General features: G+C 68.5%; 16 protein-coding genes. 8 read left to right on the top strand and 8 right to left on the bottom strand.

Annotated elements, in window-relative coordinates; all coding sequences use genetic code 11:
• Window positions 1-36: 36 nt before the first annotated feature.
• The gene (locus AC1DFC_RS17335) at window positions 37-1,137 is read left to right on the top strand and encodes an NAD/NADP octopine/nopaline dehydrogenase family protein (protein ID WP_478179659.1); all 1,101 of its coding nucleotides are present in this window, start codon (window positions 37-39) and stop codon (window positions 1,135-1,137) included.
• Here AC1DFC_RS17335 and AC1DFC_RS17330 read toward each other — a convergent pair.
• The 3 genes from AC1DFC_RS17330 to AC1DFC_RS17320 are packed head-to-tail and all read right to left on the bottom strand — an operon-like array spanning window position 1,132 to window position 3,685.
• Complete coding sequence (locus tag AC1DFC_RS17330; protein ID WP_413334158.1) at window positions 1,132-1,728, bottom strand: peroxidase-related enzyme; 597 nt, start codon at window positions 1,726-1,728, stop codon at window positions 1,132-1,134. The genes AC1DFC_RS17335 and AC1DFC_RS17330 overlap by 6 nt on opposite strands.
• On the bottom strand, window positions 1,725-2,231 hold the full coding sequence (locus AC1DFC_RS17325; RefSeq protein WP_413334159.1) for a CMD domain protein: 507 nt from the start codon (window positions 2,229-2,231) through the stop codon (window positions 1,725-1,727). The genes AC1DFC_RS17330 and AC1DFC_RS17325 overlap by 4 nt, the downstream gene beginning before the upstream one ends.
• Window positions 2,228-3,685, bottom strand: a complete 1,458-nt coding sequence (locus AC1DFC_RS17320) for an NAD(P)-binding domain-containing protein (protein ID WP_478179658.1) — start codon at window positions 3,683-3,685, stop codon at window positions 2,228-2,230. Before AC1DFC_RS17320 ends, AC1DFC_RS17325 begins: the two co-directional genes overlap by 4 nt.
• A gap of 93 nt (window positions 3,686-3,778) precedes the next feature.
• Between AC1DFC_RS17320 and AC1DFC_RS17315 the strand changes: the two genes are divergently transcribed.
• From AC1DFC_RS17315 to AC1DFC_RS17290, 6 genes are all read left to right on the top strand, one after another.
• Window positions 3,779-5,443: an alpha-amylase family glycosyl hydrolase gene (locus AC1DFC_RS17315; RefSeq protein ID WP_478179657.1), complete on the top strand. Its 1,665-nt coding sequence runs from the start codon at window positions 3,779-3,781 to the stop codon at window positions 5,441-5,443.
• A 5-nt stretch (window positions 5,444-5,448) separates the two neighbouring features.
• A complete protein-coding gene (gene glgB / locus AC1DFC_RS17310) occupies window positions 5,449-7,626 on the top strand; it encodes a 1,4-alpha-glucan branching protein GlgB (RefSeq protein WP_478179656.1) in 2,178 nt (725 codons plus the stop codon).
• A 601-nt stretch (window positions 7,627-8,227) separates the two neighbouring features.
• Complete coding sequence (gene glgX, locus AC1DFC_RS17305; protein WP_478179655.1) at window positions 8,228-10,306, top strand: glycogen debranching protein GlgX; 2,079 nt, start codon at window positions 8,228-8,230, stop codon at window positions 10,304-10,306.
• A gap of 87 nt (window positions 10,307-10,393) precedes the next feature.
• Entirely contained in the window at window positions 10,394-11,701 is a 1,308-nt protein-coding gene (glgC, locus tag AC1DFC_RS17300) for a glucose-1-phosphate adenylyltransferase (RefSeq protein ID WP_007838645.1), read from the top strand.
• A 151-nt stretch (window positions 11,702-11,852) separates the two neighbouring features.
• Window positions 11,853-13,322, top strand: a complete 1,470-nt coding sequence (gene glgA, locus AC1DFC_RS17295; protein WP_007832706.1) for a glycogen synthase GlgA — start codon at window positions 11,853-11,855, stop codon at window positions 13,320-13,322.
• A 136-nt stretch (window positions 13,323-13,458) separates the two neighbouring features.
• Window positions 13,459-15,942: a glycogen/starch/alpha-glucan phosphorylase gene (locus AC1DFC_RS17290; RefSeq protein ID WP_413336283.1), complete on the top strand. Its 2,484-nt coding sequence runs from the start codon at window positions 13,459-13,461 to the stop codon at window positions 15,940-15,942.
• Window positions 15,943-16,077: 135 nt separating this feature from the next.
• On the opposite strand, the gene AC1DFC_RS17285 is transcribed toward AC1DFC_RS17290, so the two are convergent.
• The 4 genes from AC1DFC_RS17285 to AC1DFC_RS17270 form a co-directional block, all read right to left on the bottom strand.
• On the bottom strand, window positions 16,078-16,551 hold the full coding sequence (locus tag AC1DFC_RS17285) for an ExbD/TolR family protein (protein WP_007832699.1): 474 nt from the start codon (window positions 16,549-16,551) through the stop codon (window positions 16,078-16,080).
• Window positions 16,552-16,565: 14 nt separating this feature from the next.
• The gene (locus AC1DFC_RS17280) at window positions 16,566-17,261 is read right to left on the bottom strand and encodes a MotA/TolQ/ExbB proton channel family protein (protein ID WP_007832697.1); all 696 of its coding nucleotides are present in this window, start codon (window positions 17,259-17,261) and stop codon (window positions 16,566-16,568) included.
• 14 nt (window positions 17,262-17,275) lie between these two features.
• A complete protein-coding gene (dapB, locus tag AC1DFC_RS17275) occupies window positions 17,276-18,118 on the bottom strand; it encodes a 4-hydroxy-tetrahydrodipicolinate reductase (protein ID WP_081502647.1) in 843 nt (280 codons plus the stop codon).
• A 111-nt stretch (window positions 18,119-18,229) separates the two neighbouring features.
• Window positions 18,230-18,793 carry an outer membrane protein assembly factor BamE gene (locus AC1DFC_RS17270; protein WP_007832693.1) on the bottom strand — a complete coding sequence of 188 codons (564 nt, stop codon included), beginning with the start codon at window positions 18,791-18,793 and terminating at the stop codon, window positions 18,230-18,232.
• 91 nt (window positions 18,794-18,884) lie between these two features.
• Here AC1DFC_RS17270 and fur point away from each other — a divergent pair, with 91 nt between their 5' ends.
• On the top strand, window positions 18,885-19,304 hold the full coding sequence (gene fur / locus AC1DFC_RS17265) for a ferric iron uptake transcriptional regulator (protein WP_007832691.1): 420 nt from the start codon (window positions 18,885-18,887) through the stop codon (window positions 19,302-19,304).
• Between the two features lie 103 nt (window positions 19,305-19,407).
• Here fur and hprK read toward each other — a convergent pair whose 3' ends face one another.
• Complete coding sequence (gene hprK, locus AC1DFC_RS17260; RefSeq protein WP_007832689.1) at window positions 19,408-20,367, bottom strand: HPr(Ser) kinase/phosphatase; 960 nt, start codon at window positions 20,365-20,367, stop codon at window positions 19,408-19,410.
• Between the last annotated feature and the right edge of the window lie 10 nt (window positions 20,368-20,377).

Here is a 20,377-nt window from a genome sequence, read left to right as displayed (position 1 = left end):
GGGCAACACCGGTGGCCCGGCAAAGCCGGTTCCACGGTGTTCACGAATGGGGATGCGCCTGTGACGGTCGCGGCGAAGCGGTATCACGTCGGCATTGCGGGTGCCGGGGCGATCGCGCTGGCCGGCGCGGCGTGGCTGCGGCGGGCGGGCCATGGCGTCACGATGTGGTCGCCGGGCGGCCGGGGCGCGGACGGGCTGCGCACTCAGCCGCTGGAAGCCTGCGGCATCCAGTCGTTCTCGGTGAAGGTCGAGGTCGCCGACGGCGCGGCCGGGCTCTGCGCCGCTTCGGACGTGCTGCTGCTCGCCCTCCCCGTCAACGGCCACAGGCGCGTGATGGACGCGCTGCTCCCTTTCCTGCGCGACGGCCAGACCGTGATCGTCAGCTCGATGGCCTCGCTGTCCTCGCTCTATCTGCACGAAGCAGCTGCGCGCGCAGGCCGGCGGATCACGGTCGCCAGCTTCGGCACGACCGTGCTGACCGCGCGCCGCGAGTCCGGCACGCAGGTCAGGGTGATGACGCGGCGCAAGGCGGTCGGCGTCTCCGCCCTGCCCGGCTCGCGGGTGGAAGAGGCCGTCGCGCTGTGCACCGCCCTCTTCGGTGACGGCTTCTTCCCCGACGGCAGCGCCCTCGCGAGCGCCCTGGCCAACGTCAATCCGCAGTCCCACGGCCCGCTCGCGGTGTTCAACTGGACGCGCATCGAGCGCGCCGAGAACTGGCCGCAGTACCACTGCATGACGCCCGGCGTGTCGCGCGTGATCGAGGCGCTGGACCGGGAGCGGCGCGCCGTGGCCGCCGCGTTCGGCATCGAGCTCGGTCCCATCGAAGCGCATTTCGCGCGCTCCTTCGGCACCGCGTCGGCAAAGCTGGAGGACATCGCCGCCGAGCTGCACGCCAAGCGCGGCGGTCCGCCCGGCCCCACGCAGGCCAACACCCGCTACGTCACCGAGGACATGCCCTACGGCCTGGCGTTCGTCGAGGCGCTGGGCGCCATCGCCGGCGTGCCGACGCCCGCGACCCGTACCATCGTGGATGCGGCCTCGCTGGTCAACGGCATCGACTTCCGCTGCGAGAACGACCTGCTCGAACCGCTGGGCCTGGCGAACGAAACCGTCGCCGGGCTGCTCGAGCGCCTATGAAGCGTCGGCTTCGGGGAACACCGGCTCCCCGAGGTTGAGCATCAGCCGGTTGGCCCAGGCGAACAGGGCGACCGAATGGATCAGGTCGAGGATCTCCTGCTCGGTCAGCCCGGCCTCCTTCAACCCGCGCACGTCGTCGGCCGAGACCTTGTCGGGCTCGGCACCGAGACGGATCGAGAACGCGACGATGGCCTTCTCGCGCGCCGTGGTGCCGGCGCCTTGCGGCTCCTCGAACACCTGCGAGATCACGTCGTTGCGCTTGGCCAGCTGCTCGAAGCGCTGCGCATGCACCGAGGCGCAGTACACGCAGCCGTTGACGCGCGATTCCACCGTGGCGCCCAGCTCGCGCTCGGCACGCGGCATGCCGCCCGGTGCGAACATGATCGCGTTGAAAGCGATGGAGCGCTGCAGCAGTATCTCGGGCTGATGCGCCAGCACCAGGAAGTACGGCGAGCTGCGCGCCTGCGGGCTCATCTCGTCGAGTGCGGCCAGCTGGGCCGGCGTGGCGGTGTCGAGGTTCACCGTGTCGAGCCACGGCTTCCACTGGAGCACCTCGGTGGTGAAGCCCTTGATGCGGATCGGGGCCGTCATGCCGCAGCCTCCGCGGCGACCAGCGCCTTCAGGCCCGCGGCAACGCGGATCTGGTACGAGAGGAAGGCGATCAACTGGCTCATCGCCACGATGGCGGGCGTCGAGAGGCCGCTCGCGGCCAGCGACTGCACGGCGGCCTTGTCGCCCTCGATGGGGCGCTCGATCAGCTTGCCGGTGAAGGCCAGCACGGCCTGCAGGCGCGCATCGGCCACGGGCCGCCCGGCGTCCACGGCAGCGATCACGTCGCCATCCGCGCCTTCGGCCGCCAGCCTGTCGCGGTAGTGCGCGGCCAGGCTGTCCGCCTTCGACACGCGGCAGGCATGCAGCGCCACGAGCAGCCGCTCGCTTACCGACAGGCCTTCGACGGCCGGCGAGAACATCGCGTCATAGCTGCCCTGCGTGGCTGCAACGACCTTGTCGCGCTGGCGCCGCAGCGCCCAGAGGGGGTGGTCCGGCGCCAGCGGGACGGCGGCATCGATCACATCGTGGGGAGTGCTTGTCATGGTCGGTTTCTTTCTTGGGGCGGCAGCGCGGGCGTCCATTCGTCGCCGAACAGTTCCGGCTCGGCGTAGGCCTCGAGGTTGGCGTAGTGGTGGTCGAAGTCCTCGCGGTAGAACAGGCTGGCAATGCCGCTCGCCAGCCGCCTGGCGCCATCGCTGATGGCCGGGATGTCGCCCGACACCGTGCCGTGCGACAGCGCGGCCGGGTAGCAGAAGCAGTGGATGCGCCCGAGCCCCGCGCATTCGCCCGGCACGCGCTGCCGGAATTCGAAGGCGGGCCCGAGGTCGGGCGAGTCGGCCAGTTCCTGGTCTTCGTCGCCGGGCGCGGGCTCGAAGCGGTCTTTCCATGTCCGGATGTGGGCCGAGATGCCGGCAAACTCCGGACGGTTCGGCCAGTCGACCTTGAAGCCGGTCGAGACGATCAGGAAGTCGAATTCGAAAACCCCCTTCGGCGTCGACACGCGCATGGCCTCGCCCCGCGGCTCGATGGCGAGGATGGGGCAACCGAAGTTGAAGAAGGCATTGGTGTGCCCCGACACCCGCAGCGTGCTGCCGTGCGGCGGCGGCACGTTCGCCACGTTGATGTAGTGGCGGATGCGCCACTTGAGCTCGTCGGGCAAATCGTAGTGCCCCTGCGTGAGCCCCGGCACACCCGCCCCCTTGCCCTTGTTGACGCGCGGCAGGTCGCTGCGGCGGATCAGCAGCTCGACGCTGCGCGCACCGGCCTCCAGCGCGGTGGCCGCGCTGTCCATGGCCGAGGAGCCAGCGCCGACCACGCCCACGCGCAGGCCTTCGAGCCGGCCGTAGTCCATGTCGTCGGACGAATGCGCCCATTTCGAGCGCGGCAGTGCGTCGACGAAAGCCGGAACGGCCGGCCCGCCGAGGCCGTCACGCCCCGTCGCAAGGACGACGCGGCGCGCCAGCACGCTGCGCTCGCCCTGCGGCGTGCGCAGGGCCAGCCGCACGCCGGACGCATCGGGCAGCGGGTGGATGCCGACCACCGCGGTGTCGTTGCGCACGTCCACGTCCATCACGCGGCGGTACCAGACCAGGTAGTCCATCCACTGCAGGCGCGGGATCTTGTCCATCGCGGTCCAGGCCTCCAGCCCGAACTGGGCCTCGAACCAGGCGCGAAAGGTGAGTGACGGCAGGCCGAGCGCGGGGCCGGTGAGCTCCTTGGGCGAGCGCAGCGTCTCCATGCGCGCCGTCGTCGCCCAGGGGCCCTCCCTGCCCGCGGGCGAGCGGTCGAACACCACGGCGCGAATGCCCAGCTGCGCCAGCGCGACCGAGGCGGCCAGGCCGGCCTGGCCGCCGCCGATGATGGCCACGTCGAGCATGGATTCATCGCCGGCCTGTCGGGCGGGCATCCAGTTGCGGCCGGGCCAGCCGAGATATTCGAGGTCCTGGGCGAGCCGCGCTTCGAGCGCGGCGAGGGAGGAAGCGGAATCTGATGTCATCTTGAAGAGCGGGGAACGACGCCCAGTGTAGAAAGCTTCGCGGGTGGCCCGGATTTCGCATGCCACAATGATTTTCAGACCACAGGGGCCGGCATGGGCAGCAAGAGCGACAGCGAATGGTGGCGCGGCGCGGTGATCTACCAGATCTACCCGCGCAGCTTCATGGACAGCGATGGCGACGGCATCGGCGACCTGCCGGGCATCACGTCCCGGCTCGAGCACGTGGCCAGCCTCGGCGTCGATGCCGTCTGGGTTTCCCCTTTCTTCCGCTCGCCGATGAAGGACTTCGGCTACGACGTGGCCGACTACCGCGCAGTCGACCCGCTGTTCGGCACGCTGGCCGACTTCGACGCCATGCTGGCGCGCATGCACGCGCTGGGCCTGAAGCTCATCATCGACCAGGTGCTTTCGCACACCTCCGACCAGCACGCCTGGTTCGCCGAAAGCCGCAGCAGCCGCGACAACCCCAAGGCCGACTGGTACGTCTGGGCCGACCCCAAGGCCGACGGCACGCCGCCGACCAATTGGCTGTCGGTATTCGGCGGCTCGGCCTGGCAGTGGGACTCGCGCCGGCGGCAGTACTACCTGCACAGCTTCCTCGCCGAGCAGCCCGACCTCAACTTCCACTGCGACGCCGTGCAGGAGGCCCTGCTGGGCGAGGTGCGCTTCTGGTGCGAGCGCGGCGTGGACGGCTTTCGCTTCGACGCCTGCAACCACCAGTTTCACGATGCGCTGCTGCGCGACAACCCGCCGGCCTCACCGGCGTCGATCGACGGGGTCAGCACAGTGCGCGCCGACAACCCCTACGCGATGCAGCAGCACTTGTACGACAAGAGCCAGATGGAGAACCTGGCCTTCCTCGAAAGCCTGCGCCGCCTGCTCGACGATTACGGCGCGGTGGCGCTGGGAGAGGTCGGCGACGAGAACGCGCCGCCCGTCATGGCGCAATACACCGAGCTCGGCAAGCGCCTGCACCTGGCCTACAGCTTCAGCCTGCTGACGGCAGACCACCGCCCCGCCCACCTGCGCCACCAGGTCGAGGCGCTCGACGACGCGCTGGCGCCCACCGGCGGCTGGGGTTGCTGGGCGGTGTCGAACCACGATGTGCCGCGCGTCGCCACGCGATGGAGCGACGGCGGCCCGGCCGACGCCCGGCGCGACCGGCTCTGGCTGGCGCTGCTGCTCGCACTGCGCGGCAGCGCCAGCATCTACCAGGGCGAGGAACTGGGCCTGCCCGAGGCCGAAGTGCCCTTCGAACTGCTGCAGGACCCGTACGGCCGCGCGTTCTGGCCCGAGTTCAAGGGCCGCGACGGCTGCCGCACGCCGATGCCGTGGACCACCGCGGCGCCGAACGGCGGCTTCACCACCGGTACGCCCTGGCTGCCGGTGTACGGCCCCCACCTTCCGCTGGCCGTCGAACGGCAGGCCGCGCGGCCCGATTCGATGTTCGCCTTCAGCCGCACGCTGCTGCACTGGCGGCGCACGCAGCCCCTGCTGCGCACCGGCGGCATCCGCTTCATCGATGCGCCCGACCCTCTGCTGCATTTCGAGCGGCGCGACGGGCATTCGTCGCTGCAGGCGGTCTTCAACCTCGGGAGCGAACCGGTTTCGATGCCGCTGGCCGAAGCCCTGATGCCTCTCGTCGGACATCCGCTCGCGCCGAGCGCCGTCATGCAGGCCGAAGGCGGAAAGCGCATGCTCGCGCTGGCGCCGTACGGCGTCTTCTTCGGCACGCCCGCCGCCGAAGGACAAAGCTGAGCACCATGCCCTCCTCCAAGCCGCTGCCCGAATCCGAAGTCCATGCGCTGATGCGCGCGGAGCATGGCGACCCGTTCGCCGTGCTGGGCCCGCACGAGACGCCCGAAGGCCTGGAAGTGCGCGCATTGCTGCCCGGTGCGCAGCGCGTGGCCGTGCTGCATTCGCGCACCGGCTGGCCGCTTGCGATCCTGGCACGGCATGCCGAATCGGACCTGTTCAGCGGATTGGTCCCGGCCGCGGAGGCCCGCATGGGCTACTCGTTCCAGGTCGACTGGGAGGCGCACACCTCGCGGCTCGAAGACCCCTACCGCTTTCCGTTCGTGCTCGGCGAAACCGACGTGTGGCTGCTGGCCGAGGGCACGCACCTGCGGCCGTGGGAGCGGCTGGGTGCGCACCTGCGCGAGATGGACGGCGTGAAGGGCGTGGCCTTTGCCGTCTGGGCGCCGAACGCAAAGCGCGTGTCGGTGGTGGGCAGCTTCAACAACTGGGACGGCCGGCGCCACATGATGCGGCTGCGCCGCGAGTGCGGCGTGTGGGAGATCTTCGCGCCGCATGTGACGGTGGGCGACAGCTACGAGTTCGAGATCCTGTCGGCGCAGGGCGAGGTGCTGCGCAAGGCCGATCCCTTCGCGTTCTCGTCGCAGCTGCGGCCCGACACCGCCTGCGTGGTGCAGCCCCTGCCCGCGCCGGTGAAGCTGCCCGAAGGCCGCGCCGCCGCGAACGGGCGCCATACGCCGATCAGCATCTACGAAGTGCACCTGGGCTCGTGGCGCCGCAAGAACAACGGCCACGAATGGCTGGACTACCGCGAGCTGGCCGACACGCTGGTGCCCTACGCGCGCGACATGGGCTTCACGCACATCGAGCTGCTGCCGATCAGCGAACACCCCTTCGACGGCTCATGGGGCTACCAGCCGATCGGGCTCTACGCGCCCACCTCGCGCTTCGGCACGCCGGGCGACTTCCGGCATTTCGTGGAAGCGGCGCATGCCGCAGGGCTGGGCGTGATCCTCGATTGGGTGCCCGCGCACTTCCCGACCGATTCGCACGGCCTCGGCCGCTTCGACGGCACCGCGCTGTACGAGTACGCCGACCCGCGCGAAGGCTTCCACAACGACTGGCAGACGCTGATCTTCAACTACGCACGCACGGAGGTGCGCAACTACCTCGTCGGCAATGCGCTGTACTGGCTGGAGCGCTACGGCGTGGACGGCCTGCGCGTGGATGCGGTGGCTTCGATGCTGTACCGCGACTACAGCCGCAAGGCCGGCGAGTGGGTGCCGAACGTGCTCGGCGGGCGCGAGAACCTGGAGGCCATCGACTTCCTGCGGCGCATGAACCGCGTGGTGGGCATCGAGCGGCCCGGGGCCGTGACGGTGGCTGAGGAATCTACGAGCTTCCCCGGCGTGACCCGGCCGCCGGAAGACGGCGGGCTGGGCTTTCACTACAAGTGGAACATGGGGTGGATGAACGACACGCTGGCGTATGCGGGCACCGATCCGGTCTACCGCAAGCATCACCACCAGCAGATCACCTTCGGGCTGATGTACGCGCACAGCGAGAACTTCGTGCTGCCGCTGTCGCACGACGAAGTGGTGCACGGCAAAGGCTCGATGATCGGGCGGATGCCTGGCGACGAGTGGCAGAAGTTCGCGGGCCTGCGTAACCTGTATGGCTACCTCTGGGCGTATCCGGGAAAGAAGCTGCTGTTCATGGGGGGCGAGTTCGCGCAGTACGCGGAGTGGAATGCCGACCGCGGCCTCGACTGGCATCTGCTGGAGCATGCGGCGCATCAAGGGGTGCGGCGGCTGGTGCGCGACCTGAACAACGTGTATCGGCACTTTCCTGCGCTGCATGAGCTCGACCATGAGGGCGCGGGGTTCGAATGGATCGTGCATGACGATGCGGACCAGTCGGTGTTTGCGTTTGTTCGGCGGGCTCGGGATGGGGCGTTCGTGGTGGCGGTCTGCAATTTCACGCCGGTGCCTCGGCATGGGTATCGGCTGGGGGTTCCTTGTGCTGGCTCTTATCGGGAGATTGTCAATACGGACGGCTCGATTTATGGGGGCAGTGGGGTCGGTAACGGCGTTGTCGAGAGTTCTCCCGTGCCATGGCATGGGAAGGCGGACTCTGTTTCGATCAGTGTGCCGCCACTGGCTACCGTGATGTGGGTGTTGGCTTGACGTTGCTTGACTTGGTTTGTTTCCCGGGGCCGGGTCTCGCCCCGGCGGGCGACCTACTTTTCTTTGCTTCGCCAAAGAAACGTAGGCAAAAGAAAGGCGACCCTACTGTCTGCGTCCCTGCGCTTCGCTCCGGGCAACCTGCGGTGCTCGCGGTTCGCGGGGTCCCGCCCAAACTCGCTTCGCTCAGACAAGGGCGGGCCCTGATCCGCGAACCGCTGCGCTCCTCGGCGCAGCCAGAAGGGATTGGAAAACCGAACGCGCCATCGCTTCGCTCGGCGCGGGGCGGCTGCAGGCGCTGCGCGCCTGCAGCCGCATGGGGGCCGAGCGAAGCGAAGGCCCGGGAGGGTTCCCCTCCCCTCTGGCTGCGCCGAGGAGCGGAGCGTTTCGCGGATCAGGGCTCGCCCTTGTTTGAGCGAAGCGAGTTCTGCGAGACCCCGCGAAACGCGAGCACCGCAGGTTGCCCCGTAGCGCAGCGAAGGGGTCGCAGACAGTGGGGTCGCCTTTTCTTTGCTCACTTTCTTTTGGCGAAGCAAAAGAAAGTGAGTCGCCCGCCGGGGCGAGTCCCGGCCCCGGAAAGCAACCACCCGCCGGAGGTAGCAACATGCTGAGCCCAGGCACCCCCTACCCCTTGGGCGCAACACCCTCGCAACAGGGAGTCAACTTCGCAATAGCAGCGCCAACAGCAGAAGCAGTAAAGCTCTGCATCTTCGACAGCACCGGCAAGAGCGAGCAGCAGCGCCTCAACCTACCGGCATGCACCGACGGCATCTGGCACGGCCACCTGCCCAGCGGCAAGCCCGGCCTCGTCTACGGCTACCGAGTCCACGGCCCGTGGTCCCCCCACGAAGGCCAGCGCTTCAACCCAGCCAAGCTGCTGCTCGACCCCTACGCCCGAGAGATCGTCGGCAGCTACGACGGCAGCGACATCTTCCTGGGCCACGACCCCGCGAACCCGGCCCAGAGGGACGCCCGCGACAACGCAGCCGTCGCGCTCAAGGCCCGCGTCGCGCAACCCGCCGGTCCGGCAGCGGCATCCGGCCACGCCCGCATCCCCGCCGGCGAGCGCGTGCTCTGCGAGCTGCACGTCAAAGGCCAGACCAGGCTCCACCCCGCAGTCCCCGCGGCACTCCGGGGCACCTACGCCGGCCTCGCGGAGCCCGCCGTGCTCGACCACCTCCAGCGCCTGGGTGCCACCACCCTGAGCCTCATGCCCGTGCAGCACCGCGCCGACGAGCAGCGCCTGCTGCGCATGGGCCTGAGCAACTACTGGGGCTACACCACCATCGGCTGGTTCGCTCCCGAGGCCCGCTACTGGAGCGGCCGCGCCGGCACCACGCCCGCCAGCGAGTTCCGCGCGATGGCCGACGCCATACACGCACGTGGCATGGAGCTGGTGATCGACGTGGTCTATAACCACAGCGCCGAGACCGACGAGCTCGGTCCCACGCTCTCGCTGCGCGGCATCGACAACGCGCTGTACTACCACCTGCGCCCCGACGACCGCGCCCTCTACGAGAACTGGGCCGGCACGGGCAACTGCCTGAATCTCGGCGAGCCGCGCGTGCTGCAGCTGGTGACGGACAGCCTGCGCTTCTGGGCCTGCGAGATGGGTGTCGACGGTTTCCGCTTCGATCTCGCCCCGGTGCTCGGGCGCGACGCGCAGCGAGGCTTCGACCCACGCGCGCCCTTCTTCGCCGCCATCGCGCAAGACCCGGTGCTCTCGCGCACCCTGCTCATCGCCGAGCCCTGGGACATCGGCCCCGGCGGCTACCGCCTCGGCGAGTTCCCGCCGGGCTGGCTCGAATGGAACGACCGCTACCGCGACACGCAGCGCGGCTTCTGGCTGCGCCAGGCGCACGACGACAGGGCCGGCCTGGGCGACTTCGCCCATCGCTTCACCGCTTCCAGCACGCAGTTCGCCCATCGCGGCCGCGCGCCGGCCGCGAGCGTCAACTTCGTCACCGCGCACGACGGCTTCACGCTGCGCGACCTCGTGAGCTACAACGAGCGCCACAACCTCGCCAACGGCGAGGGCAACCGTGACGGCCATGGCCACAACATGAGCAACAACTGTGGCGTCGAGGGGCCGAGCAACGACCCCGCCGTGCTGGCCCTGCGCAGCCGCCTGCAGCGCGCGCTGCTCGCCACGCTGATGCTGTCACAGGGCACACCCATGCTGCTGGCCGGCGACGAGCTGGGCCACAGCCAGCAGGGCAACAACAACGCCTACTGCCAGGACAACGAGACCACATGGCTCGCGTGGATCGGCGCCTCCGCCCCCGACAGCGACGCGGCCCGCACGAGCGCCTTCGTGGCGCGCCTGGCCGCCCTGCGCCGCGAAGCCCCGGCCCTGCGCAGCACCCGCTGGTGGCCACCCGAGACGCCGCAGGGCATGCCGCCGGGCATCCGCTGGCTGCGCCCCGACGGCGAACCGATGACGGCCGGCGACTGGCGCACGGGCACGGCACTTGCAATCCTTTTCGGCGATGGCGCCGGCGACGGCGGCTCGTGGCTGGTGCTGGTGAACGCAGGCCCGCAGGCTGTGTCCTTCAGGCTGCCCGCGGGCGCTTGGCGCCTGCGCCTGTCCACCGATCCCGAGGACGATCCGGGTGAGATGGGCCGGCCGCTCGGCGGCACGGCGCAAGTGCCTTTTTCAAGCATCGGGATCGCAAGAACGTAGGAGCCAGGCGCACGGCGCGGTGCTAGTCTCGATGCAGAGACCCTGACGGCGAATGAATTCCAACAAGCGAACGAACGGAGACTCAGGATGGACAACCTCACACCGCAAGCGCAGCCCCCGCAGGAGCTGCAGGCCCATCAACTGGTCCGCCGCACCATCGCCCTGGTGCTGGCCGGCGGACGCGGCTCCCGCCTCAAGCAGCTGACCGACCGGCGCGCCAAGCCGGCCGTGTACTTCGGCGGCAAGTTCCGCATCATCGACTTCGCGCTGTCCAACTGCCTGAACTCCGGCATCCGGCGCATGGCGGTGGTCACGCAGTACAAGTCGCACTCGCTCATGCGCCACCTGCAGCGCGGCTGGAGCTTTTTGCGCGCCGAGCTCAACGAGATGGTCGACGTGCTGCCCGCCCAGCAGCGCGTGGGCGACGAGCACTGGTACCGCGGCACGGCCGACGCGGTGTTCCAGAACCTCGACATCATCCAGACCCGCTCCACCAAGCACGACTACGTGGTGGTGCTGGCCGGCGACCACATCTACAAGATGGACTACTCGATCATGGTCAAGGACCATGCCGAGCACGGTCTGGGCTGCACGGTCGGCTGCATCGAAGTGCCGCGCATGGAAGCCACGGCCTTCGGCGTGATGGCCATCGACGAGAGCCGCCGGATCACCGACTTCCTCGAAAAGCCCGCCGACCCGCCCGCCATGCCCGGCCATCCCGACGTGGCGCTGGCGAGCATGGGCATCTACGTGTTCGACTCCGAGTACCTCTACCAGCTGCTCGAAGAAGACAGCGTCAACCCCGATTCGAGCCACGATTTCGGCAAGGACATCATTCCCCGCGCCGTGGCCCAGGGCCGCGCGCTGGCCCATCCTTTCGGCCTGTCGTGCGTCACGCGGGCCTCGCGCGGACCCGACGCCAAGGCCTACTGGCGCGACGTGGGCACGATTGATGCATTCTGGGCAGCCAACCTCGACCTGGCCTCCATCACCCCGGAGCTCGACATCTATGACACCGACTGGCCCATCTGGACCTACCAGCGGCAGTTGCCGCCGGCCAAGTTCGTGCTCGACCGCGAGGGCAAGCATGGCATGACGGTCAACACCATCGTGTCGGGCGGCTGCATTGTCTCGGGCTCCAAGGTCAGCAGCTCGGTGCTGTTCTCGGGCGTGCGCATCCACTCCTTCTGCGAGATCAACGAGGCGGTGCTGCTGCCCGACGTGGAAGTCGGGCGCGGTGCCCGGCTCAACCGCGTGGTGATCGACCGTGGCTGCGTGATCCCCGACGACATGGTGATCGGCGAGGACGCCGAAGTCGACGCAGCGCGCTTCGAGCGCACCGAGAACGGCGTGGTGCTGGTCACGCGCGAGATGCTCAAACGACTGGCTGCATGAGATTCGCCCCCAGTCTTCGCGCACTTCGTGTCGCTTCGCCAACCCCCTCGCCGGGGGCAATACCAGCGGCCCGGCAAAGCCGGTTCCGCGGTATTCCTGAAAGAAACCAGGTCTTTGTGCCATCCCACCTTGCACGGAGGCAGCACTGACGATGCGAATCCTCCAGGTCAGCGCCGAACTCTTCCCCCTCCTCAAGACCGGCGGCCTGGCGGACGTCGCCGGTGCCCTGCCCCTGGCGCTCATGGCCGCAGGACAGGACGCGCGCGTGCTGCTGCCGGGCTTTCCTGCCATCGTCTCGGGCGTGCGCGACCTGGCGCCCGTGGCCGGTTTCGACGCGCCCTGGGGCGAGCGCTTCGGGCTGAGCCTCGGGCATGTCGACATCGATGGGGCGCCCGGCATCCCGGCCTACGTGATCGATGCGCCGGTGCTCTACGACCGGCCCGGCAATCCCTACGAGGACACCTCGCGCCAGCCCTACGGCGACAACCACCGCCGCTTCGCCCTGCTCGGCTGGGCCGCGGCGCAATTGGCGCAAGGGCTCGATCCGCTGTGGCAGCCCGAAGTCGTGCATGCGCACGACTGGCACGCCGCGCTCGCGCCGGCCTACCTGCACTTCGCGCGGCAGGCCGGTGGCCCGCGTGTGGGCAGTGTCTTCACAGTGCACAACCTCGCCTACCAGGGCCTCTTCGCGCCGTGGAACTTCGCGGAGCTCGGCTTGCCCGGCCCCGCGTTCCAGATGAACGGTCTCGAGTACCACGGGCAGGTTTCGTTCATGAAGGGCGGCCTGTATTTCGCCGACCGGCTCACCACGGTCAGCCCGACCTATGCGCTCGAGATCCAGACGCCCGAGCAGGGCTGCGGGCTCGACGGCCTGCTGCGGCTGCGCAGCAGCGCGCTCACCGGCATCCTCAACGCGGTCGACGACCAGGTCTGGAACCCGGCGACCGACGCCGCGCTGGTGCAGGGCTATCACACGCCCGAAGGCCGCCACATGGCCGGCAAGGCGCGCTGCAAGTCGGTGCTGCAGCACCAGCTGGGGCTGGCCGATCGGCCGGATGCGCCGCTCTTCATCCTCGTGAGCCGGCTCACCGAGCAGAAGGGGCTGCATCTGGTGCTCGGCGGGCTCGACGCGCTGCTCGCCCAGGGCGGCCAGCTCGCATTGCTGGGCAGCGGCGAGGCCTGGCTCGAGGAAGCCTTCAGACAGCGCGCGGCGGCCGCGCCGCAGTCGGTCAGTGCCACCATCGGCTACAACGAGACGCTGGCCCACCAGCTGTTCGGTGCGGGCGACGTGACGCTGGTGCCTTCGCTCTTCGAGCCCTGCGGCCTCACGCAGATGTACGGCCTCAAGTACGGCAGCCTGCCGCTGGTGCGCCGCGTCGGCGGGCTGGCCGACACGGTGGTCGACAGCTCGCTCGAAGACCTCGCCAGTGGGGGCGCCACCGGTTTCGTGTTCGACAGCTTCGATGTCCAGAGCTACGAACGCGCCGTGCGCCGCGCCTTTGCCTTGTACCAACGCGCGCCCGACTGGCGGCGCGTGCGGGGCAACGCCATGCGCCGGCCCGCCGACTGGGCCACTGCGGCGGCACAGTACATCGACGTTTATCGGCAGGCACTGGGATGACGCGCCTCTTCTCGATTCGATGCGTTCGTGATTCGGGGTGCGCTCACGCGCAGGGGAGCACTCGGTGTCATTCGCACGCACCCAAGACAAACGCACGGCAGCAAAACACCATCACCCACACCGAAGAGCGCCAATCATGACGATCAAAGACTTCGCCTACGACCACCCCGACCGCGACGTCGCAGCCTTCAAGCGCGCGGTGGCCAACAAGCTGATCTACGCAGTCGGCAAGGACCCGGTCGCCGCCAGCCAGGACGACTGGCTCAACGCCACCTCGCAGGCCGTGCGCGACCAGCTGGTCGAGCGCTGGATGATGACCACGCGCGCCAACTACGCGCAGGACCTCAAGCGCGTCTATTACCTGTCGATGGAGTTCCTGATCGGGCGCACCTTCACCAACGCGCTGCTGGCGGTCGACCTTTACGACACCGTGCGCGAGGCGCTGGCCGACTTCGGCGTCGACATGGACGCACTGGCCGAGCGCGAACCCGACGCGGCGCTGGGCAACGGCGGCCTGGGGCGGCTCGCCGCCTGCTTCCTCGACTCGATGGCCACGCTGGGCGTGCCGGGCATGGGCTACGGCATCCGCTACGAATACGGCATGTTCCGCCAGCGCATCGTCGATGGACAGCAGGTGGAAACACCCGACTACTGGCTCACGCGCGGGAACCCGTGGGAGTTCCAGCGGCCCGAGGTGAACTACCGCGTGCGCTTCGGCGGCCATGTGCAGAAGCGGGAAGGCACCAACGCCCCTTACGGCGCGGCCGACTGGGTCGACACGCACGATGTGCTGGCCGTGGCCTACGACACCATCATTCCCGGCTACGGCACGCAGGCCACCAACACGCTGCGGCTGTGGTCGGCGCGCGCCACCGAAGAGATCGACCTCTCGGCCTTCAACCGCGGCAACTACATGCAGGCGGTGGAAAGCAAGAACCACTCGGAGAACGTCTCGCGCGTGCTCTACCCCGACGACTCCACGCCCTCGGGCCGCGAGCTGCGGCTGCACCAGGAGTATTTTTTCTGCAGCGCGAGCGTGCAGGACCTGCTGCGGCGCTACCTGCGCAACCACAAGACCTTCGACCAGCTCTCGGAAAAGGTCAGCATCCACCTGAACGACACGCACCCCGTGCTCGCCGTGCCGGAGCTGATGCGCCTGCTGCTCGACGAGTACGGCCTCACATGGGACATGGCCTGGGCGCACACGCAGAAGGTGTTCAGCTACACCAACCACACGCTGATGCACGAGGCGCTGGAGACCTGGCCGGTCGAGATGCTGGGGCGCATCCTGCCGCGGCACCTGCAGATCATCTACGACATCAACGCGAAGTTCCTCGCCACGGTGACGCAGAAGGTGGGCAACGACGTGGAGCTGATGCGCCGCCTGTCGCTGGTGGACGAGACCGGCGAGCGCCGCGTGCGCATGGCCTACGTGGCGGTGCTGGCGAGCCACTCGATCAACGGCGTGTCGGGGCTGCACTCGGAGCTGATGAAGCAGTCGATCTTCTCGGACTTCGCGAAGATCTTTCCCGAGCGCTTCAACAACAAGACCAACGGCGTCACGCCGCGCCGCTGGCTGGCGCAGGCCAACCCGCCGCTGGCGGCGCTGCTCGACCAGCGCATCGGCAAGGGCTGGCGGCGCGACCTGTCGCAGCTCGAGGCGCTCAGGCCCATGGCCGAGCAACCGGCCTTCGTGCGCGCATTCCGCCATGCCAAGCGCGAGAACAAGCTGCGACTGGCCAACTGGATCGAGCAGCACCTCAAGATCGACATCGACACCGACGCGATGTTCGACGTGCAGGTCAAGCGCATCCACGAATACAAGCGGCAGCTGCTCAACGTGCTGCACGTGGTGGCGCGCTACCACCGCATCCTCGACGCGCAGGCCGCGGGCACGCCGCTGGACATCGTGCCGCGCGTGGTGGTGTTCGCGGGCAAGGCGGCGTCGGCGTACGCGATGGCCAAGCTCGTGATCCGGCTCATCAACGACGTTGCCAGCACCATCAACGCCGACGCGCGCGTGGGCAAGCTGCTGAAGGTGGTGTTCCTGCCGAACTACAGCGTGAGCCTGGCCGAGACCATCATGCCGGCGGCCGACCTGTCGGAGCAGATCTCGACGGCCGGCACCGAGGCATCGGGCACCGGCAACATGAAGTTCGCGCTCAACGGTGCGCTGACCATCGGCACGCTGGACGGCGCCAACGTGGAAATGCGCGAGAACGTAGGGCCGGAGAACATCTTCATCTTCGGCAACACCACGCCCGAAGTGGCCGACATCCGCGCGCGGGGCTACCAGCCGCGCGAGATCTACGAAGGGAACGCTGAACTCAAGCGCGTGCTCGACGCGATCCGGGACGGCGCGTTTTCAGCGGGCGAACCGGCGCGCTACCAGGGCATCTACGACGCGCTGGTGAACTGGGGCGACCACTACCTGCTGCTGGCCGATTATGCGAGCTACGTGGCCAAGCAAGCCGAGGTCGATGCGCTGTACCGCGACTCGGATGCCTGGACGCGGATGGCGATCCTCAATGTGGCGGGGATGGGGGCGTTCTCGTCGGACCGCACCATTGCGCAGTACGCGCATGAGATCTGGCACACCAAGCCGGTGGTGTTGAGCTGAGCATCCGATATTTGCTCCCTCCCCCGCTGGGGGAGGGTTGGGGTGGGGGCTGACGGCCTCCACCGCCGCGCAGCCGCCGATGCCGCCGAGCCCCCATCCCAGCCTTCCCCCAGAGGGGGAAGGAGCAAGACAGGGTCAGCGCGGCTTCTTCTCGCCTGCCGGCTCTGCCTCGGTCACGAATCCGATGCGGCTCAGCCCTGCCTTGTTCGCGATGCCCATCAGCGCCACCACCTTGCCATAGGGCACGGCCTGATCGGCGCGCAGCTGCACCTCGGTGTCCTTGCTGTCGGCGGCGGCCTTTTCGAGCTGCTGCGCCAGTTCCTCGTCGGTCACAGCCTTGTCGTTGAAGAAGACCTTGCCCGAGGCGTCGACCGACAGGCTCACGAACTTGGGCGTGTCGTTGGGCTGGCCCGCATCGGTCTGCGGCAGGTCGAGCTTGATCGAGCTGGCCATCAGCGGCGCGGTGATGATGAAGATCACCAGCAGCACCAGCATCACGTCGACCAGGGGCGTCACGTTGATGTCGGACAGCGGCCGCTGCGCACCGGCGCCCATGGCCCGCCCGCCACCTGCGGCGCTGCTGCCCAGTGAAGTGCGACCGAAGGCCATGGCGCGTGCGCTCCCTAGACCGGCATCGGCCGCGCCGGCGGCGGTGCCGCGGGCCCGGCCGCCTCACCGAAGCTGCCCAGCAGGTCGTGCGCGAAGCCTTCGAGCTCGGCTTCGATGCGGCCGATGACGCGGCCGAAGACGTTGTAGGCCAGCACGGCCGGAATGGCCACGGCGAGGCCGAAGGCCGTCATGATGAGCGCCTCGCCGACCGGGCCTGCCACCTTGTCGATGGTGAAGCCGCCGGTCTGGCCGGCAATGCCCGTCAACGCGCCGTAGATGCCCCAGACCGTGCCCAGCAATCCGACGAAGGGCGCCGTAGCGCCAACCGTGGCGAGCAGAATCTGCCCCGCCTGCAGCCGGCGCAGCGCGCCGTGCAGGGCGTCGCGCAGAACGCGCGTGAGCCGCTGGTTGCGGTCGACCGTGGCGCCCAGCGTGCCGGCCGGCGCACCGGCGGCCACGCTCTTGATGGCCGACACGGCAGGCGACACGAGCGTCGCGCGGTCGAAGGCCTTGAGCTTCTGCTCTGCGTCGGCCAGCGTGGACGACTGCCAGAACGCCGCGATGCTGCGCAGCACATCGCGCGTGCCGCCGCGCAGCAGCCACGCCTTCCAGAGAATGATGACCCAGCTCGCGACCGACATCGCCAGCAGCAGCGCCGCCACCGAACGGCTGACGCCGTCGCCATGGGTCAGCAGTTCGAGCACGCTCATCGATGTCCCTTGAGCTAGCGCAGGCCCAGCACGTCGTACATGTCGAACAGGCCGGCGCGCTGCCCCTCCAGGAAGCGCACCGCGCGCAGGCTGCCCTGCGCGTAGGTGACGCGGCTCGACGACTTGTGGGTGATCTCGATGCGCTCGCCGGTGCCCGCGAACAGCACGGTGTGGTCACCCACGATGTCGCCGCCGCGGATGGCCGAGAAGCCGATGGTGGAGGGATCGCGCTCGCCGGTGATGCCTTCGCGGGCGTACACGGCGCAGTCCTTGAGGTCGCGGCCCAGCGCATCGGCGATGACTTCGCCCATCTTGAGCGCGGTGCCCGAGGGCGCATCGACCTTGTGGCGGTGGTGCGCCTCGATGATCTCGATGTCGTAGCCGGTCGACATGGCCTTGGCCGCCATTTCGAGCAGCTTGAAGGTGACGTTGACGCCCACGCTCATGTTGGGCGCCATCATGATCGCGATGTCTTTCGCGATCTCGGCGATCTCGGCCTTCTGCGCGTCGCTGAAGCCGGTGGTGCCGATGACCGCCTGCACACCGAGCTCGCGGCATGCCGCGAGGTGCGCAAGCGTGCCTTCGGGGCGGGTGAAGTCGATGAGCACCTGCGCGTCCTTCAGGCCTGCGCGCAGTTCGGACACGATGGACACGCCGCTCTCGAAGCCCAGGAAGGCGCCGGCATCGGTGCCGAGTGCCGGGCTGCCGGCAATGTCGAGCGCGCCGGCCAGGCGCAGGTCAGGCGCATTGCGCACCGCCTCGATCAGCATGTGGCCCATGCGGCCGGATGCTCCCGCGACGGCGATGCGGCGTGGCGCGGGAGTGGAATTGGCAGGAGTGGAGTTGGATTCAGTCACGCGGATTCAGTCTTCGAGGATTTCGAAACGGCCAATGGCATGCATGCACACGGGACGGACGCCGCCTGGCTCGGCGGGCGCCGCCCGCTGCCGATGCTGCTCGCGCCGCGCTCAGCGCGCGGCTTCGAGCGGAGGATAGGCAGCCGGCAGCGGCGGCAGGGAGGCCGATGCGCCCGCGGCGGAGTCGGTTTTTTTCTCGTCCTTGGAGGGTGCGAATTTCTTGAGCTCGTCTTCCGAGGCCTCGAGCGTGGGCACCTTGCCGGACTTCTTGCGGGTGTCGAGCGTGGCGACGAACTCTTCCTCGCTGGGCATCTCGTCGCCCTCGAAGCGGTCGAGCAGTTCGCCGTTGAAGAACACGGTCAGGTGGCGTTCCTGCGGGTCCACGCCCTGGCGGCGAATGGTGAACACGTAGTCCCAGCGATTGGCGTGGAACACGTCGTTCAACAGCGAGGTGCCGAGGATTTCACGCACCTGCTGGCGCGACATGCCCGGCTTGAGCGCCGCGACCTGTTCCTTCGACACGAAATTGCCCTGCACCACTTCGACTTTGTACGGAGTGACGGCGGCCAGCGCGCCACGCGTGCGATCGCTGAAACCGCTGCAGGCACCAAGGCAGAGCGTTGCGGCAACGGCAGCAACCAGCAGCCAGGGACGGCGTTGGAGAATGGCAGGCATGGGAGGAAAAAGGGGGGTAGCGATATGATCGGCCATTGTAGCGGCTGGCCCTTTTCAGGGCCTTTGCCGCAGCCCAGGGCGCAGGAATCACATGGCCAACATCGACGAACTCAAGAATACCGGCCTCAAGGCCACTTTGCCACGCCTGAAGATCCTCGAGATCTTCCAGACCGGCAGCCAACGGCACATGACGGCGGAAGACGTGTTCCGCGTGCTGCTGAACGAACACTCCGACATCGGCTTGGCCACCGTCTACCGCGTGCTCACGCAGTTCGAGCAGGCCGGCATCCTCGAGCGCAGCCATTTCGAAAGCGGCAAGGCGGTCTACGAACTGAACGAAGGCACGCACCACGACCACCTGATCTGCACCTCGTGCGGCAAGGTCGAGGAGTTCTACGACGCCGAGATCGAACGCCGCCAGCAGATGATCGCCAAGGACAAGGACTGGATCCTGCAGGACCATGCCATGTCGCTGTACGGCCTTTGCGGGGACTGCGCCAAGAAACGTTGACCCCCCGGCTTTTCACTGCGCTTCGCTGCGTGTAAATCCCCCCCGAGGGGGAGGCGCGGCCCGCCTTGGGGCGGCCCGGCGGCGGCCGCATACCCCCAACCGGTCAGTCCCCTTCGCGGCCGTTTTCCATCGCCTTGTGGTGGCGCGCCACGAAGTCGGCATAGGTGTCGATGCCGCGCAGCTGCAGGATCGAGTTGCGCACCGCCGCCTCCACCAGCACGGCGATATTGCGCCCCGCCACCACCTGGATGATGACCTTGCGCACCGGAATGCCCAGAACGTCCTGCGTGAGCGGCGCCGATGGCATGCGCTCGTAGTCGCGCTCGAAGCTGTCGCGCCGCACGAGGTGCACGATGAGCTTGAGCCGCATCTTCCGGCGCACCGCCGTCTCGCCGAAGATCGCGCGGATGTCCAGCAGGCCGATGCCGCGCACTTCCAGCAGGTTCAGCAGCAGGTCGGGGCAGCGCCCTTCGATGGTGTTCTGGTTGATGCGGAAAAGATCGACCGCATCGTCGGCCACGAGGCCGTTGCCGCGCGAGATCAGCTCCAGCCCGAGCTCGCTCTTGCCCAGGCCCGATTCGCCCGTGATCATCACGCCCATGCCCAGGATGTCCATGAACACACCGTGCATCGAGGTGCGCTCGGCAAAGTGCTTGGACAGGTAGGCGCGCAGCAGGTCGATCACGAAGGCCGACGACTCGCGCGTGGCGAACAGCGGCAGCTGGGCGCGTTCGCAGATCGACAGCAGTTCGTCCGGCGCGGCCTGGCCGTCGGCCAGCACCAGCATCGGGGGCTCCAGCGTGACGATGCGGGCGATGCGCCGGGCGCAGTCTTCCTCGCTGCCGCGCGTCAGATAGGCCACCTCGCGGGCGCCGAGGATCTGCACGCGGTAGGGGTGGATGTAGTTGAGGTAGCCGACGAGGTCGGCCGCCGATTGGGCCCGGCTGATGACTTCGGAGTCGAACTGGCGTTCTGAAGCGCCGAGCCCTGCGAGCCATTCCCAGCGGAGCGACCCGCGGAACTCCTCGAACATGGCATCGGCACTGATGACGGTCGGCTTCATGCGTTCAGGA

Source organism: Variovorax sp. 10L421, assembly GCF_056395365.1.
This window is presented reverse-complemented; position numbering and strand designations above follow the sequence as displayed.

Excerpts from the sequence above, each read along its gene's own strand:
- AC1DFC_RS17330 (WP_413334158.1), bottom strand. The coding sequence starts at position 1,728 with ATGACGGCCCCGATCCGCATCAAGGGCTTCACCACCGAGGTGCTCCAG.
- AC1DFC_RS17325 (WP_413334159.1), bottom strand. The coding sequence starts at position 2,231 with ATGACAAGCACTCCCCACGATGTGATCGATGCCGCCGTCCCGCTGGCG.
- AC1DFC_RS17320 (WP_478179658.1), bottom strand. The coding sequence starts at position 3,685 with ATGACATCAGATTCCGCTTCCTCCCTCGCCGCGCTCGAAGCGCGGCTC.
- AC1DFC_RS17315 (WP_478179657.1), top strand. The coding sequence starts at position 3,779 with ATGGGCAGCAAGAGCGACAGCGAATGGTGGCGCGGCGCGGTGATCTAC.
- glgB (WP_478179656.1), top strand. The coding sequence starts at position 5,449 with ATGCCCTCCTCCAAGCCGCTGCCCGAATCCGAAGTCCATGCGCTGATG.
- glgX (WP_478179655.1), top strand. The coding sequence starts at position 8,228 with ATGCTGAGCCCAGGCACCCCCTACCCCTTGGGCGCAACACCCTCGCAA.
- glgC (WP_007838645.1), top strand. The coding sequence starts at position 10,394 with ATGGACAACCTCACACCGCAAGCGCAGCCCCCGCAGGAGCTGCAGGCC.
- glgA (WP_007832706.1), top strand. The coding sequence starts at position 11,853 with ATGCGAATCCTCCAGGTCAGCGCCGAACTCTTCCCCCTCCTCAAGACC.
- AC1DFC_RS17290 (WP_413336283.1), top strand. The coding sequence starts at position 13,459 with ATGACGATCAAAGACTTCGCCTACGACCACCCCGACCGCGACGTCGCA.
- AC1DFC_RS17285 (WP_007832699.1), bottom strand. The coding sequence starts at position 16,551 with ATGGCCTTCGGTCGCACTTCACTGGGCAGCAGCGCCGCAGGTGGCGGG.
- AC1DFC_RS17280 (WP_007832697.1), bottom strand. The coding sequence starts at position 17,261 with ATGAGCGTGCTCGAACTGCTGACCCATGGCGACGGCGTCAGCCGTTCG.
- AC1DFC_RS17270 (WP_007832693.1), bottom strand. The coding sequence starts at position 18,793 with ATGCCTGCCATTCTCCAACGCCGTCCCTGGCTGCTGGTTGCTGCCGTT.
- fur (WP_007832691.1), top strand. The coding sequence starts at position 18,885 with ATGGCCAACATCGACGAACTCAAGAATACCGGCCTCAAGGCCACTTTG.
- hprK (WP_007832689.1), bottom strand. The coding sequence starts at position 20,367 with ATGAAGCCGACCGTCATCAGTGCCGATGCCATGTTCGAGGAGTTCCGC.